Here is a 13,848-nt window from a genome sequence, read left to right as displayed (position 1 = left end):
TATGTATACCGCCTAAAGCGGATTATGTTCCATCACATTGACAAGGAAATATCGATCATGGCGCTTGAAGAATCTCATGTGCGCCGGGCCGCTCACTTGGCCCGACTCGCCGTCAGCGATGACCAAGCCAGCGGCTTTGTCGACGACCTAAGCCGGATTCTGGACATGGTCGACCAGCTACAAAGCCTCGATACTGAAGGCGTTATGCCGCTCGCCCATCCGCTCGATGCGACCCAGCGACTGCGCGCCGATGAAGTAACCGAAACTAACCAGCGCGAAACCTTTCAGCGCTGTGCTCCGGCAGTGGAAAATGGCCTGTATCTGGTGCCCCGCGTCGTTGAATAAACTTAGTGCATAAACACGCTGAGTAACGGCACACGAGCATTGGCAGCCACCACTATTGCCTCTTTTTTTCTCCCCTGAACGGAGCTTCTGGGTCATGCATGAGAAAACCTTAACGCAACTCGCTGCCGCCTTGAAAAGCGGCGAGTTTTCCAGCCGCGAGCTAACCGCTCACTATTTACAGCGCATCGACAAGGCTGACGGCAAACTGAACAGTTTTATCAGCGTGACCGCTGAGCAGGCGCTGAAGCAGGCTGAAGTCGCCGACAACGCCAGAGCAGCTGGCAAAGCCGGGCCTCTAGCGGGCATACCTTTGGCACTGAAAGATATTTTTTGCACTCAAGGTGTAAAAACCAGCTGCGGCTCGAAAATGCTGGATAATTTTATTGCCCCCTATAACGCCACCGTTGTTGAAAAACTCAACGCGGCGGGCACGATTAGTCTGGGTAAAACCAACATGGATGAGTTCGCCATGGGCTCCTCCAACGAAAGCAGCTACTACGGCCCGGTGAAGAACCCTTGGGACTTAACGGCTGTGCCCGGCGGTAGTTCTGGCGGCAGTGCTGCAGCGGTCGCAGCAGGCCTAGTGCCCGCCGCCATGGGTACCGATACCGGCGGTTCTATTCGCCAACCGGCAGCGTTTTGCGGCATCACCGGCTTAAAGCCCACCTATGGCCGCGTATCGCGCTTTGGCATCATTGCCTACGCCTCGAGCCTTGATCAGGCAGGCCCGCTGGCGCGCAGTGCCGAAGATTGCGCCCACCTGCTGGGTGTGATTGCGGGTCATGACGGCCGTGACTCCACCAGTGTTGCCCGCGGCGTACCCGACTACGTAGAGAGCCTTAACGCCCCCCTCTCGGGACTTAAAATCGGCCTACCGAAAGAATACTTTGGCGATGGTTTAGACCCGGAGGTCGAAAATGCCGTCCGCGAGGCGGTGAAAGTTTACGAATCCCTAGGCGCCACGGTGCGCGAAGTCAGCCTGCCGCATACCCATTATGCGATTCCGGCCTACTACGTGATCGCCCCTGCGGAGGCTTCTTCGAATCTCTCCCGCTACGACGGCGTGCGCTTTGGTCACCGCTGCGACAACCCCAGCGATCTGATTGATCTGTACAAGCGTTCGCGAGAGGAAGGCTTTGGCGAAGAGGTCAAGCGACGCATCCTCATCGGCACTCACACGCTTTCTGAAGGCTTCTTTGACGCCTACTACACCAAAGCCCAACAGGTGCGCCGTTTGATTCGTCAGGACTTCCTGGACGCCTTTGAAGACGTCGATGTGCTGATGGGCCCCGCCTCGCCTACGCCAGCCTTCGACCTGGGCGCTAAAAAAGATCCGGTGTCGATGTACCTGCAGGATATTTACACCATTGCGGTTAACCTGGCTGGCATCCCCGGCATTAGCGTACCCGCAGGTTTTGTCGGTGGCCGCCCGGTGGGTCTGCAGATTCTGGGCACCCATTTTGCCGAAGCGCAGTTGCTTAACGTCGCCCACCAGTTTCAGCAAGCGACCGACTGGCACTTACAACGTCCTGCCTTTGCCGAGGAGTACGCCTAATGCAATGGGAAACCGTGATTGGGCTTGAAGTCCACGTTCAGCTCGCAACGCGCTCTAAAATCTTCTCCGGCGCCTCTACGGCGTTTGGCGCTGAGCCAAATACCCAAGCGTGTGCGGTAGACTTAGGCCTACCCGGCGTACTGCCGGTGCTTAACGAGCAAGCCGTGGCCATGGCCGTGCAGTTTGGCCTGGCAGTGCATGCAGACATCGCTGAAGTGTCGGTGTTTGACCGTAAAAACTACTTCTACCCCGACCTGCCCAAGGGCTATCAGACCAGCCAGATGTACCACCCCATCGTCGGCCCTGGCGACGTTGAGATTACCCTGGAAGATGGCAGCTCCAAGCGTATTCGCATTCACCATGCCCATCTCGAAGAGGATGCCGGTAAATCACTGCATGAAGATTTTCATGGCATGACCGGTATTGACTTGAACCGAGCGGGCACGCCGCTGCTGGAAATCGTCTCCGAGCCGGATATGCGCAATGCCAAAGAAGCCGCAGCGTATCTCAAGGCGATTCACTCCATCGTTACTTACCTGGGCATTTCCGACGGCAATATGGCGGAAGGCTCAATGCGTTGCGACGTTAACGTCTCGGTTCGCCCCAAAGGCCAGGAAGCTTTTGGTACCCGCGCTGAGATTAAAAACGTTAACTCCTTCCGCTTTGTCGAACGTGCGATTGCATTCGAGGTGGAGCGCCAGATTGAGCTGATTGAAGATGGCGGCAGCGTGGTTCAGGAAACCCGCCTGTTCGACCCAGACCGCGATGAAACCCGCAGCATGCGCACCAAGGAGGAGGCCAACGACTACCGTTACTTCCCCTGCCCCGACCTGCTGCCGGTGGTGCTGGATCAAGCCTACCTGGATCACCTGCGCGGGCAACTGCCCGAGCTACCGGCGGATAAGCGCGAGCGCTTCCAGAACGAACTGGGGCTGTCCGCTTATGACGCCAACGTCATCTCCGCCAGCCGCGATATGGCCGAATTTTTTGAAGCCGTGCATAGCGAATGTGGCGATGCCAAACAGGCGGCTAACTGGGTGCAGGGTGAGCTCTCCGGGGCACTTAACCGCGAAAGCCTAAGCATTGCCAATAGCCCGATCTCTGCCCGCCAGCTAGGCGAACTGATCAGCCGCGTGCTGGATAACACCATTAACGGCAAAGCCGCTAAAGAGGTTTTCCAAGCGCTGTGGAATGGCCAGGGCGAAAGTGCTGATGAGGTGATCGAAGCGAAAGGCCTCAAGCAGGTGACCGACACCGGCGCTATCGAAGCAATGATCAATCAGGTAATCGCCGACAGCCCCGCCCAGGTCGCTCAATACCGCGACTCGGAGCCGGAAAAACGCGGCAAGATGATCGGCTACTTCGTCGGCCAAGTGATGAAGGCATCGCGCGGCACGGCTAACCCGCAGCAAGTTAATGGTTTGCTAAAGCAGAAACTCGATGCATTGCTGTAGCAAAATGTGCTAACGACCTGAAGATTGCTCGATATCATTATCGGCTGCCTCTCCAGTAATGCCAGTCAGTTTAACTTGACTGGCATTTTTTTAACCGAATATTTCTGTGGGATAGCCCGTACTGCTCGTGGATAGGATCTTTCTTGTCTATCGGGTAATACAAAGCAAGGTGCCATCCCTATCATCGATTTCAGAACGTCGTCGGTGGGATGACAGTCGGCTAACCGGGCTGTGCCAAAAGGCCATTATTCGGCCTCTTTCAGGACTAAAGCGAGCAAGCCGGGAAACCTATGTTCGACCTCCTCGTAGCGAAGGTGCGCGACGCTCCTGTTTCCCAAATCGGTTTGCCAGATCAACCCCGCTTCCCGCAGCACGCGGAAGTGGTGAGACGTCGCGGCCTTGCTGAGCTTCAGCTTGAAGGCCGAACAATGACATTCTGCCCCCTTCTCCATTTTAAGGAACTCCCGAACGACATAACGGCGCTTTTGCTCCGCAAGCGCTGAAAGCACAGCACCCAGCCGCATCTCATCTACCGTGGGATGACCAGATTCATCAGGCATTGTTTCCCTCCTCTACTAGCGTGAAGCCGCTTGACTCCCGCCGTGTTTGCGATTAGGTTCTATCCGAACAATAGGTTCTATAAATATAGAACCTATTGTTCGGATAGAACCTCATATGCCGACCTAACCTTTCTAGCAGGCCATCCTTTAAAAGAATCGAGAAACCCATGAACAGAGAAATCTCTAGGAGCAACGCGCTGCTGCTCCCCGTTATTCTACTGGCAATCTTTGTTGTTCCAAGCTCGATCTCCGGAACCGCTATCGCGTTGCCGAGTATCGCGATCGATACACATGCGCCACTTCCCAGCCTTCATTGGGTTGTGAACGCGTTTAACCTGACCTTCGCCTGCCTCACGCTCGCCTGGGGCGCACTGGCTGACAGCTTGGGACGAAAAAGGTGCTTTCTTGCGGGGGTCGCAATTTATACGTTGGCCTCTTTACTTTCAGCGATTGCGCCAACCACACTCGTTTTGGATGTCGGTCGTGCACTCGCAGGCGTCGGTGCCGCCGCCGTGTTTTCGTGCGGCATTGCTCTTCTATCGACCAATTTCGAGGGAGCCGCTAGAGTTCGGGTCTTCGCTCTTTTCGGCACTGTGGCGGGCCTCGGCGTCAGCCTTGGGCCGACCATTTCAGGCCTACTTCTTGATGCTTTTGGCTGGCGGTCGATATTCTATGCTCATGCCGTCATTCTTCTGCTCGTGCTGCTGAGTGCAAAGGTGGTTCCCCAGGATGGTGTTGTTGCTGGCAAAGTCCCCAACTTCGACTTCGGCGGCGCGTTCTTGTTCAGCGCTGCGTTGTTCGTTCTCATGATTGGCATAGTTCAGGGCTCACAGTGGGGTTGGGATGACTGGCGCGTTTTAGCGCTCGCCGCAACCTCCTTGTTCATTTTCGTCCTTTTCTGGTCTCAGGAACGACGACATGCAACCCCGATGCTCGATCTCTCATTGCTCAACAACGGCCCATTCGTCGGATACTCTCTGATCACGGTCGCCGGTTCCTTCGGCTTCGTAACACTGCTGACGTATTTCCCATCATATCTGACATCGGTTTCGAGTATGTCGGCCACGCAGGCGGGGTTGACGATGTTGCTGCTGACTGCTCCTATGCTCGTGTGTCCCATCGCTGCTGGGAAGCTGGTGGCAAGGGGCGTGTCGTCAACTCGAGTGCTTATCATTAGCCTTTTTTGCCTGCTTGTCGGCATTACGTGGCTGGCACTCGTTAGCGGCCCATCCGTCTCACTGGTCTTTCTGACACCGGCCTTGCTTCTCATCGGCGCAGGATATGGACTGGCAGCCGGATTGGTCGATGGTCTTGCACTTCATGTCGTACCTGACCAGAAAGCCGGGATGGCAGCAGGGCTGCTTAACACCTTCAGGCTGGGAAGCGAGGCCATTGCAGTGTCGCTTTACGGCGCGATGCTGACAACACTTCTGTACGGCCGACTACGACCCGAACTCTCGGCATTCGAATCCGATGGTGCGACCGTTCAGCGTTGGATGAATGACGTCGCAGCAGGCAATTTCGACATTCGCGTTCCGGTTGGACGCTCCGGGGATATCCACGAGCTTCTGTCATACAGCTACGACAGTGCATTCCATAGCGTTCTCTGGATGCTCTTCGGCATAGTGATTGTCCTCACCGTCATCATCGCTCGTTTGATCCGTCGAGCCAACGAGAAAGGCGCGTACAGCACGGAAGTCGAAATAACCCAGTAGAAATATTCAGTTAGAAAAATGCCAGTCAAGCTTAACGGACTAGCGGCTGCCTCGGCAGCCGCTTTTTTTGGTGTTTACCGCACTCAAAGCTGGCTGGGCTGGGTAAACCGCTTCAACTGCGCACAACCCGCCGCCCATACCTCAGCCTCAAGCTCGGCGATGGCGGCAGTAGGAAAGCCAACCCCTTGCGCCGGGCTGCCTTCTACCAACAGCCCCGCCAACTCTCCCACCAGCGGCATATGGCTGACCAGCATGATTGGCGTGCCCTCAGGCTGCTCAAGTAGCCAGTCACTTACCGCGCTGGGGGAATCATCCGGGGTAATAAAACCAAGCGTCTCACATGATGTTCCCAGCGCATCACAAAGCCTTTGTGCGGTCTGCTGCGCACGGGCATAGGGGCTGGCATAAATCCTCGGCACCGGCAGCTCGTCCGAAGCGACACGCTCGGCCAGCCAGCGCGCCATTTTTTCGGCTTCCAGCTCGCCGTGAGGCGTCAATCGGCGCGCTTGATCAGGATACCCCGGCGCGGCCTCGCCGTGGCGCATAATCAGCATATCAGCCATTCCTGCCTCCATGGTTCTTAGAAACCTGTTCCTTAGAAGCCTGGTTGTGATGAGATTGGTCTCGATGGGCCTGCTGAACGGCTTCACGGGGCAGAATAAACTCTACGTCGCTGCTCTGCTCGCCCATCATGAGCGTGCGCGCCATATCCTGAGCTGGCACACCATCAAATAGCACGTGATTAAGGCCTTCAGCGAGCGGCATATAAACACCCATTTCGTTCGCTTTAGCGCATACCAGCTTAACGGTATTCACCCCTTCTGCGACTTGACCAAGCGCATCTACGGCCTCCTCCAGCGTACGCCCTTCACCCATGGCATAGCCGACGCGGTAGTTGCGCGATAGGTTAGACGAGCAGGTAACAATTAAATCCCCCACCCCCGCCAGGCCTAAAAACGTCATCGGGTTAGCCCCCTGGGCGACGGCAAAGCGGCTCATTTCCGCTAAAGCGCGAGTCATCAACATACTGCGGGTGTTTTCGCCCATACCCAGCGCCGCCGCCATACCGGCAGCGATGGCATAAATATTTTTTAGCGCACCACCAAGTTCAACGCCGTGGCGGTCATCGCTGGCGTAAACACGGAAATAGCGGCAGCCCAATGCCTGCTGAACCCGAGTGCGGGTTAACGGATCTGCGCTGGCAATCACTGTGGCGGTTAGCTGCTTATCGGCGATTTCAGAGGCTAGATTGGGGCCAGCAATCACACCAATATGACTAAAGCCCGTCTCTTGCTCCAGCACTTGGCTCATCAGCAGAAAACCTTCCTGCTCAATCCCCTTGGTCGTGCTGACCAAGATCTGCTCAGGCCTCAGCCACGCTTTCGCCGCTTGCACAACGCTGCGAAAAGCTTTGGAGGGAATCGCGATCAGCACTAGCTCGGCGTCAGCCAGCACAGCTTGGAGATCAGTTGAGGCTTCGACGACCGGATTCATAGCGTAATGGGGTAGATAGCGCCCGTTACGGTGCTCTTGGTTGATTTGCGTGACCAGCGCTTCATCACGCATCCACTGGCGAACCTGGGCGCCATTGTCAGCGGCAATACTCGCCAGCGCCGTGCCAAAACTACCGCCCCCCAGCACTGCTACATTGGTTGGCACTGGGACATTGGTTTGCTGCTCAGCCATCATAATAGTGTCCTAAGAAGTCTTGTAGAACGTAAACCCTACTCTATCAAAACAGACGGCCCGCTGGGGTAACCAGCGGGCCGTCGTTCGTTAACGCAGGGTATTTTATTACGCCGTTAGAACGCTATTCAGGCGCTTGACGTAGGCGGCTGGGTCATCCAAATGGCCGCCCTCAGCGATGATCGCTTGATCCAGCAGAATGTAGGCTAGCTGGGTAAACAGATCGCCTTCAGCTCCTTCCAAGCGCGCTACCAGCGCATGGCTGGGGTTCAGCTCAAGGATCGGCTTCACCTCTGGCAGCGGTTGCCCAGCGGCTTCCATAATGCGGCGCATCTGGTAGCCCATCTCATGCTCGGGCAACACCACGCAGGCCGGTGAGTCGGTGAGGCGGTGAGTCACTTTGACTTCTTGAACACCGTCACCCAGTGCTTCTTTAACGCGCTTGACCAGATCTTCTTTGGCTTTAGCAGTCTCTTCCTGGGCTTTTTTCTCTTCTTCGTCTTCTACATCACCAAGATCCAGCTCACCTTTAGCCACATCGGCAAAGGTTTTGCCGTCGAATTCGGTGAGATGACTCATCAGCCAGTCATCGATACGGTCAGATAGCAGCAGTACTTCGATACCTTTTTTGCGGAAGATTTCTAAGTGCGGGCTATTTTTGGCCGCATTGAAGCTATCCGCCACTACGTAGTAAATCTTTTGCTGACCCTCTTTCATGCGCTCAACGTAGTCTGCCAGCGCATGTTCCTGGGTAGCCGTATCGCTGTGGGTTGAGGCAAAGCGCAGCAAGCCAGCAATTTTTTCGCGGTTGGATGGATCCTCTCCCGGCCCCTCTTTGAGAACGCTGCCGAAAGTATTCCAGAAGGTTTGGTACTGCTCTTTATCCTTGGCGAGCTTTTTCAGCATATCCAAGCCGCGCTTGGTGAGCGCCGCTTTGATCTTATCGACGTTGGGATCTTGCTGGAGCAGTTCGCGGGAGACGTTCAGTGATAGCTCACGGGTATCCAGCACGCCTTTGACAAAGCGCAGATAGAGCGGCAGGAACTGTTCAGCGTCGTCCATAATAAACACGCGCTGCACGTAGAGCTTAACGCCCCGGGCGCCGTCGCGGTCAAACATATCAAAGGGCGCACGACCCGGCACATAAAGCAGGCTAGTGTACTCAAGCTTGCCTTCGACCTTGTTGTGGCTCCAGGTCAGAGGGTCAGAAAAATCGTGCGCAACGTGCTTATAGAACGCCTTGTACTCATCGTCGGAAACCTCGCTCTTCGGGCGCGACCAGAGCGCTGTCGCCTCGTTAACGGTTTCCAAGGTAGTTACTTCACTACCTTCGATGGGGTTGCCTTCGTCATCTTTCGCCGTTTCCACTTTCGGCATGCGCACAGGCACTTCGATATGATCCGAGTACTTGCGCACCAAGTTCTGCAGACGATAGTCGTCGGCAAACTCTTTGGCGTCCTCTTTCAGGTGCAAAGTGATTTCGGTGCCGTGCTGAGCACGTTCGATATCAGCAACGGTAAATTCACCCTCCCCTTTTGAGCGCCACTCAACGCCCTCAGCGGCGTCCGTGCCCGCTTTGCGGGTACGCACGGAAATTTCATCAGCAACAATAAAGCCTGAGTAGAAACCAACGCCGAACTGGCCGATCAGCTTGGCATCTTTCTGCTGCTCGCCGGAAAGCTGCTTGAGAAACTCAGCGGTACCGGAGCGCGCGATGGTACCCAAGTTAGCGATCACATCTTCACGGTTCATACCGACACCGTTATCACGTAAAGTGATCGTATTGGCCTCACGGTCATGCTCGATTTCGATACGCAGTTCGCTATCGCCTTCGTAGAGCGCATCGTTATCAAGCGCCGCGTAGCGCAGCTTGTCGCAGGCATCCGCCGCGTTTGAAATAAGCTCGCGTAAGAATATCTCCCGGTTGGAGTACAGGGAGTGAATCATCAAATTCAACAGCTGCTTAACTTCGGTTTGAAAGCCTAGCGTTTCTTCGTGGTTAGCCGATTTATCAGTCGCTTGTTCGTGGGTAGCAGTTGTCATGCGCTTAGCCCTTATCAATCACGTTGAGTCATGTACCCCTGCGTGACGCATGCAGGGGCTTAAAGTAGTTTCGTGAACTTGATATGGGGCTAAGCAGAGATTTTTCAAGCGCGGGGGTTAACAAGTCGTCAGCATTAAGAAGGCGTCATATCGGGATCGCTATATTTCCAGGCCCGATAGCCTTCCAGACGTTGATCGATACGATTGAGCAGCCAGCCGACAATCAGTACGTCGTCCACTACACCGATGAGCATCAGAAAATCGGGGATCAGATCAAACGGCATTACCAAATAACCTAGCGCTAATGCCATCATGCCAAAAGCTGACCAGGGAATAGGCCGAAAGTCGCCACGCATCACGTCGCGGGTCATGGGTATAAACAGTTTTAACGCACGCACAATGCGTTTTGTCGCCCAAACACGGGATTTGAGTCGACGTAAGAACCACCAAGTGGATAATGGAGCCATCGTAATTAGATCCTTTAAGTATCTGGGCGGTCAGATCATGACTGCGGGTATTCGTTCAGTATAGCGGCTGCTCAGCAAACTAGGCGGGCAGCACCCAAGCCCAGATAAAGTGACACCGATTGATAGAGAGAGAGCACCATGTTGGTTTCGCCATTTCGCCATACCGCCCGCGTGCTATGTACCGCATTGCTGGCGGGGTTACCCGCACTTTCCTGGGGCGCTTCAGACAGTGAGCTACGTGATGCCCTAGCTGCCGCAAGGGAACAACAGTGGGCGCGGGTAGATGAACGCGCCATTGAAGACCACCCGCTGCGGGGCTACGTGGAATACCACCGCATAAGGGGACAACTGCCGCATGTTTCCCCTGACCGAGTGCAGCAATTTATTGATCAATACGCTGACTCTCCGCTAGCAGGGTGGATTCGTGGTCAAGCGATTGCCAAGTATGGTCATGCGGGTCGCTATAGCGACCTGCTCGCGGTGGCCGACGGTGAACCGGCGGGTACCGCTCGCCAGTGCCACTACTACACCGCGCTACTCGCTAGCCAACCCCAGGTGGCAAGCGAAGCAGGGCTCGACTTATGGCGCGTCGGCAGTTCCCAGCCGGATGCCTGCGATCCGCTATTTGAACGCCTGCGGGCTAACGGCACTATCGACGCCACGGCTATTTGGGAGCGCAAGATGCTCGCTTGGCAGGCAGGCGAAACAAGCCTCTCAAGCTATCTTGGAGGGCTGTTAAGCGGCCAGTGGCAAACCGCATTGGATACAATGGATAGTGTTGCCGCGCGCAGCAGCGCAATTACTCAGGCGCCCTCTTGCCTGGGCCCAGAGTGTGCCGCGACAGCAAGCTTCTACCGGGCCGCCATGCAGCGCTATACCCGTGAAGACACACCGGCAGCCTTTGCCGCCTGGCAGACGCTCTCGTCGCGCTTAAATCTGCTCCCCAGTGACCGTGCAGCCATCGAAGAGGAACTGGCCTTCTACGCGCTAGTACGGGATGTCCCCGGCACGCTTAGCTGGGTCGACGGGGTGTTACCCACGTTTGACAGCGAGCGGGTGTTAGAGCTGCGTGTTCGCCGTGCGCTGGCTAACCGAGACTGGAATGGGGTTATCCACTGGATTGCTGAAATGCCCGCTATCCAGCAAGAAAATAGCCGTTGGCAGTATTGGCTGGGCCGCGCCAATGGGCAGCTTGGCAACCAGACAGCCGCCGAAGCGCGTTACCAGCAAGCCGCTTTAGATCGCAGTTTTTACGGCTTTGCGGCAGCAGAAAGACTTGGCCAACCCTATCAGTTGAATCTTGAGCGCAACCATTTTGACGAAGCGTCGCGCCAACGTATTGCCCAACTCCCCGCCGTGCAGCGCACCGAGGCTTTGCTACGCATTGGCGAAGATGGGCTGGCCAACAGCGAGTGGTTACATGCGGTACAAAGCGGCTCTCCCCAGCAGGCGCGCGCACTAGCCGACTACGCCGCTCAGCAGCAGTGGCATGCACGCTTAGTGCAGACCACCATAGCCGCCGAAATGTGGGACGCCTTGGATTGGCGCTTCCCCCAGGCCTACCACGACAGCTTTCAACATTGGGGCCGCATGACGGGCGTTGACCCTTACTTGTTGATGGCAATTACCCGGCGCGAAAGCGCTTACAATCCCAACGCCCTTTCACCCGCAGGAGCCCGCGGGCTTATGCAATTGATGCCCGGCACCGCCAGCCAAGTCAGCCGCGAACTAGGCATTAGCGACCCTGGCCCCTATGGCGTGCTAGACCCAGAACTGAATATCCGCCTGGGCAGCACCTACCTGCGCGATAAGCTGCAGCGCTATCAGGGTAATCGCCTGGCCGCCGCTGCGGCCTATAATGCTGGCCCTGGCCGCGTCGACCAGTGGCTTGGCGATGGCGTAGAGGCCTTTGATCTGTTTGTGGAGAGCATCCCCTTCCGCGAGACCCGCGACTACGTCCAGGCAGTGCTTAGCTATCGAGTGATTTTTGAAAGCCTTGCCAACGGCGGCAGCAGCGAAGGCGTTTCACTGCTAAGCGATAACGAACAACAGGTGCGCTACGACCGGGCGCTACTTGCCCGCCGCTAAGCTGCATTCTCTTGTTTAGATTGACGTCAGCGCCCGGTTTAAACCGGGCGTTGTGTTAATGCCAGCCGAATACCAAACACCACCAACACCGCACCCGTAGCGGCGTTTAGCGTTTGCGCAAAGCGCGCACTGGCCAGCCACTTACCAGCACTCCCCACCATTAGCACTACCCCGATTTGCCATATATTGGCGATGATAAAGTGCACCCCTGCCAGCCATAGCGACTTCAGTAACGCAGGGTCGCCGGGCGCTATAAACTGGGGTAAAAAAGCCATGTAGAAAACCACGGTTTTAGGATTCAATACATTGGATAAAAAGCCTTCTTTGACCGGCTGCCAGCGTGAAACAGCAGGCGTGCCTGCTAGCACGCCATTAACCGGCAGCGGCTGCCCTCGACGCGCTGCCAGCAAACTGGTGATTCCCAACCAAATGAGATAGCCCGCCCCCACCAGTTTCAGCATATGAAACGCCCAGGCCGATTGCAGCAAGATCAGCGAGATGCCCAACGCTGAAATCGTAGCATGTACAAATAGGCCGCAGCAGATAGCAAGGCTGGTGGTAACGCCATCCCTAATCCCTCCACGCGCCGTATTCCGAATTACCAACAAAGTGTCAACACCGGGGCTAATCGTTAACAGCGTGATCGCCACCAGAAAGGAAATAAATTGTGTATCGATAAAACCTAACTGCATCATGGGTACTTACTCGCAACGAAATAAAAAATCTTAGGAATGTCGCTGGACGACAGCCGCGTTTGCATCTAGAGTAATTGTAGCGGGTGGACAATTGAGTTGCCCGTGATTACTAAGCACGTTAAGGAAATAGAAAATGGCAACTGGCACTGTTAAGTGGTTTAACGATACTAAAGGCTTCGGCTTCATCTCTCCTGATGACGGCGGAGACGATCTGTTCGCCCACTTCTCCGAAATTCAAGCTGAAGGCTTCAAGACCCTGCAAGATGGTCAAAAAGTCAGCTTTGAAGTGACTCAGGGTAAAAAAGGCCTTCAGGCTTCCAACATCCGCCCAGCTTAATTGCTAACGGATGTACAAAGGCCCGCACTTGCGGGCCTTTTTTATTGCCTAACGGTAATCGCTCAAGCGTCATTCCTCACTCCGCGACTCATCACTCGCATTGGATTCCTGACTAGGCTCATTGCTTTCAACGCCTCTGCCAAGCTCGCCTGACGGCTCGACTACCGCGCCACTCTCAGCCCCGCGATTTTCCAACTCTTGATACTGCTCTTCAAGCCGCTGCTGTGCTTCTTCAAAGCGGCGTTCGGTATCTTCAATCAAAGCGTCAACATCGGTTGCCTCACGATCATCTTGCAACGGCGTCCGCTCTGGCAAACTGCTTTCAGTGTCCCAACTTGGCGAGACATCCTCACTTTCCATCGGCTCTAGTGATGGCGCCTGCTGCTCCACCTCCTGAAACTGCTCTTCTAAACGCTGCTCAGCCTCTTCGAAACGACGCTCAGTTTCGGCAATGATCTCATCCACATCAGAACGTGTAGCTTCACCCGGCATGGCACCCTCTTCATCGAGCACGTCCTCAGGATTAGCCGCCAGCGTATCTTCTCCGGCTTCAACCTCCTCGCCACCTGCCGTAGCACTGTCACTAGACACGGCACCATTAGACTGGATGTTGTCCTCGCGTAATGCATCCGCTCGCTCAAACTCTTCAGCGGCCTGGCGTGCTTCAATATCATCCTCCACCTCTTCGCGACTGGACATCTGTGCCGCGTTTTCAGCGGCGTCCGGCGCCTCTTCCTCGCCCGCCCCTTCATCGCGAGCGGTTTCTTCATCCATCACCGCAGAATCCTCATCGGGTGTCACGGTGGGGTCATCCTGGGAGTCACCGCAGGCACTGAGCAATAGAGCCACAGCGGCGAGTGCGGGTATCCACACGCGATTTGCCATTTGATTCTTCTCCTTTGT

At 55.7% G+C, this 13,848-nt stretch carries 13 protein-coding genes; 6 read left to right on the top strand and 7 right to left on the bottom strand.

The genetic code is table 11. From position 1 onward, the window contains the following. The first annotated feature begins 57 nt into the window (after positions 1-57). The 3 genes from gatC to gatB all read left to right on the top strand — a co-directional run bounded on the left by gatC (position 58) and on the right by gatB (position 3,354). Positions 58-345 carry an Asp-tRNA(Asn)/Glu-tRNA(Gln) amidotransferase subunit GatC gene (gatC, locus tag J7J49_RS14260; RefSeq protein ID WP_064236522.1) on the top strand — a complete coding sequence of 96 codons (288 nt, stop codon included), beginning with the start codon at positions 58-60 and terminating at the stop codon, positions 343-345. Positions 346-439: 94 nt separating this feature from the next. Beyond that, entirely contained in the window at positions 440-1,900 is a 1,461-nt protein-coding gene (gatA, locus tag J7J49_RS14255) for an Asp-tRNA(Asn)/Glu-tRNA(Gln) amidotransferase subunit GatA (protein WP_064236521.1), read from the top strand. After that, a complete protein-coding gene (gatB, locus tag J7J49_RS14250) occupies positions 1,900-3,354 on the top strand; it encodes an Asp-tRNA(Asn)/Glu-tRNA(Gln) amidotransferase subunit GatB (RefSeq protein WP_215093504.1) in 1,455 nt (484 codons plus the stop codon). The genes gatA and gatB overlap by 1 nt, the downstream gene beginning before the upstream one ends. 245 nt (positions 3,355-3,599) lie before the next feature. Here the strand turns inward: gatB and J7J49_RS14245 are convergent, their stop codons facing one another. Beyond that, positions 3,600-3,914, bottom strand: coding sequence for an ArsR/SmtB family transcription factor (locus J7J49_RS14245; protein WP_215093502.1), 315 nt, complete (start codon positions 3,912-3,914; stop codon positions 3,600-3,602). Positions 3,915-4,081: 167 nt separating this feature from the next. On the opposite strand from J7J49_RS14245, the gene J7J49_RS14240 reads away from it, so the two are divergent. Continuing rightward, on the top strand, positions 4,082-5,629 hold the full coding sequence (locus J7J49_RS14240; RefSeq protein WP_215093500.1) for an MFS transporter: 1,548 nt from the start codon (positions 4,082-4,084) through the stop codon (positions 5,627-5,629). 83 nt (positions 5,630-5,712) lie between these two features. On the opposite strand, the gene sixA is transcribed toward J7J49_RS14240, so the two are convergent. The 4 genes from sixA to J7J49_RS14220 form a co-directional block, all read right to left on the bottom strand. Beyond that, positions 5,713-6,192, bottom strand: a complete 480-nt coding sequence (sixA, locus tag J7J49_RS14235) for a phosphohistidine phosphatase SixA (RefSeq protein WP_215093498.1) — start codon at positions 6,190-6,192, stop codon at positions 5,713-5,715. Next, positions 6,185-7,315 (bottom strand): NAD(P)H-dependent glycerol-3-phosphate dehydrogenase, encoded by a 1,131-nt coding sequence (locus tag J7J49_RS14230; protein WP_215093701.1) that lies wholly within the window; start codon positions 7,313-7,315, stop codon positions 6,185-6,187. The genes sixA and J7J49_RS14230 overlap by 8 nt, the downstream gene beginning before the upstream one ends. 108 nt (positions 7,316-7,423) lie before the next feature. Next, positions 7,424-9,358 carry a molecular chaperone HtpG gene (gene htpG, locus J7J49_RS14225; protein WP_215093496.1) on the bottom strand — a complete coding sequence of 645 codons (1,935 nt, stop codon included), beginning with the start codon at positions 9,356-9,358 and terminating at the stop codon, positions 7,424-7,426. Positions 9,359-9,492: 134 nt separating this feature from the next. Further along, entirely contained in the window at positions 9,493-9,825 is a 333-nt protein-coding gene (locus J7J49_RS14220; protein WP_064236517.1) for a YkvA family protein, read from the bottom strand. 138 nt (positions 9,826-9,963) lie between these two features. Here J7J49_RS14220 and J7J49_RS14215 point away from each other — a divergent pair, with 138 nt between their 5' ends. After that, the gene (locus tag J7J49_RS14215; protein WP_215093494.1) at positions 9,964-11,913 is read left to right on the top strand and encodes a transglycosylase SLT domain-containing protein; all 1,950 of its coding nucleotides are present in this window, start codon (positions 9,964-9,966) and stop codon (positions 11,911-11,913) included. A 38-nt stretch (positions 11,914-11,951) separates the two neighbouring features. Here the strand turns inward: J7J49_RS14215 and J7J49_RS14210 are convergent, their stop codons facing one another. Continuing rightward, positions 11,952-12,608: a LysE family translocator gene (locus J7J49_RS14210; protein ID WP_064236515.1), complete on the bottom strand. Its 657-nt coding sequence runs from the start codon at positions 12,606-12,608 to the stop codon at positions 11,952-11,954. Between the two features lie 133 nt (positions 12,609-12,741). Between J7J49_RS14210 and J7J49_RS14205 the strand changes: the two genes are divergently transcribed. Then, entirely contained in the window at positions 12,742-12,945 is a 204-nt protein-coding gene (locus J7J49_RS14205) for a cold-shock protein (protein ID WP_007114660.1), read from the top strand. 69 nt (positions 12,946-13,014) lie between these two features. Here the strand turns inward: J7J49_RS14205 and J7J49_RS14200 are convergent, their stop codons facing one another. Then, positions 13,015-13,830 (bottom strand): hypothetical protein, encoded by an 816-nt coding sequence (locus J7J49_RS14200; RefSeq protein ID WP_215093492.1) that lies wholly within the window; start codon positions 13,828-13,830, stop codon positions 13,015-13,017. Positions 13,831-13,848 lie beyond the last annotated feature (18 nt).

It is taken from the genome of Halomonas sp. ISL-56 (genome assembly GCF_018612805.1).
Taxonomy (GTDB): domain Bacteria; phylum Pseudomonadota; class Gammaproteobacteria; order Pseudomonadales; family Halomonadaceae; genus Vreelandella.
The sequence above is the reverse complement of the archived record's forward strand: the minus strand, read 5'-3'. Positions and strand labels throughout refer to the sequence as shown.

Excerpts from the sequence above, each read along its gene's own strand:
- gatC (WP_064236522.1), top strand. The coding sequence starts at position 58 with ATGGCGCTTGAAGAATCTCATGTGCGCCGGGCCGCTCACTTGGCCCGA.
- gatA (WP_064236521.1), top strand. The coding sequence starts at position 440 with ATGCATGAGAAAACCTTAACGCAACTCGCTGCCGCCTTGAAAAGCGGC.
- gatB (WP_215093504.1), top strand. The coding sequence starts at position 1,900 with ATGCAATGGGAAACCGTGATTGGGCTTGAAGTCCACGTTCAGCTCGCA.
- J7J49_RS14245 (WP_215093502.1), bottom strand. The coding sequence starts at position 3,914 with ATGCCTGATGAATCTGGTCATCCCACGGTAGATGAGATGCGGCTGGGT.
- J7J49_RS14240 (WP_215093500.1), top strand. The coding sequence starts at position 4,082 with ATGAACAGAGAAATCTCTAGGAGCAACGCGCTGCTGCTCCCCGTTATT.
- sixA (WP_215093498.1), bottom strand. The coding sequence starts at position 6,192 with ATGGCTGATATGCTGATTATGCGCCACGGCGAGGCCGCGCCGGGGTAT.
- J7J49_RS14230 (WP_215093701.1), bottom strand. The coding sequence starts at position 7,315 with ATGGCTGAGCAGCAAACCAATGTCCCAGTGCCAACCAATGTAGCAGTG.
- htpG (WP_215093496.1), bottom strand. The coding sequence starts at position 9,358 with ATGACAACTGCTACCCACGAACAAGCGACTGATAAATCGGCTAACCAC.
- J7J49_RS14220 (WP_064236517.1), bottom strand. The coding sequence starts at position 9,825 with ATGGCTCCATTATCCACTTGGTGGTTCTTACGTCGACTCAAATCCCGT.
- J7J49_RS14215 (WP_215093494.1), top strand. The coding sequence starts at position 9,964 with ATGTTGGTTTCGCCATTTCGCCATACCGCCCGCGTGCTATGTACCGCA.
- J7J49_RS14210 (WP_064236515.1), bottom strand. The coding sequence starts at position 12,608 with ATGATGCAGTTAGGTTTTATCGATACACAATTTATTTCCTTTCTGGTG.
- J7J49_RS14205 (WP_007114660.1), top strand. The coding sequence starts at position 12,742 with ATGGCAACTGGCACTGTTAAGTGGTTTAACGATACTAAAGGCTTCGGC.
- J7J49_RS14200 (WP_215093492.1), bottom strand. The coding sequence starts at position 13,830 with ATGGCAAATCGCGTGTGGATACCCGCACTCGCCGCTGTGGCTCTATTG.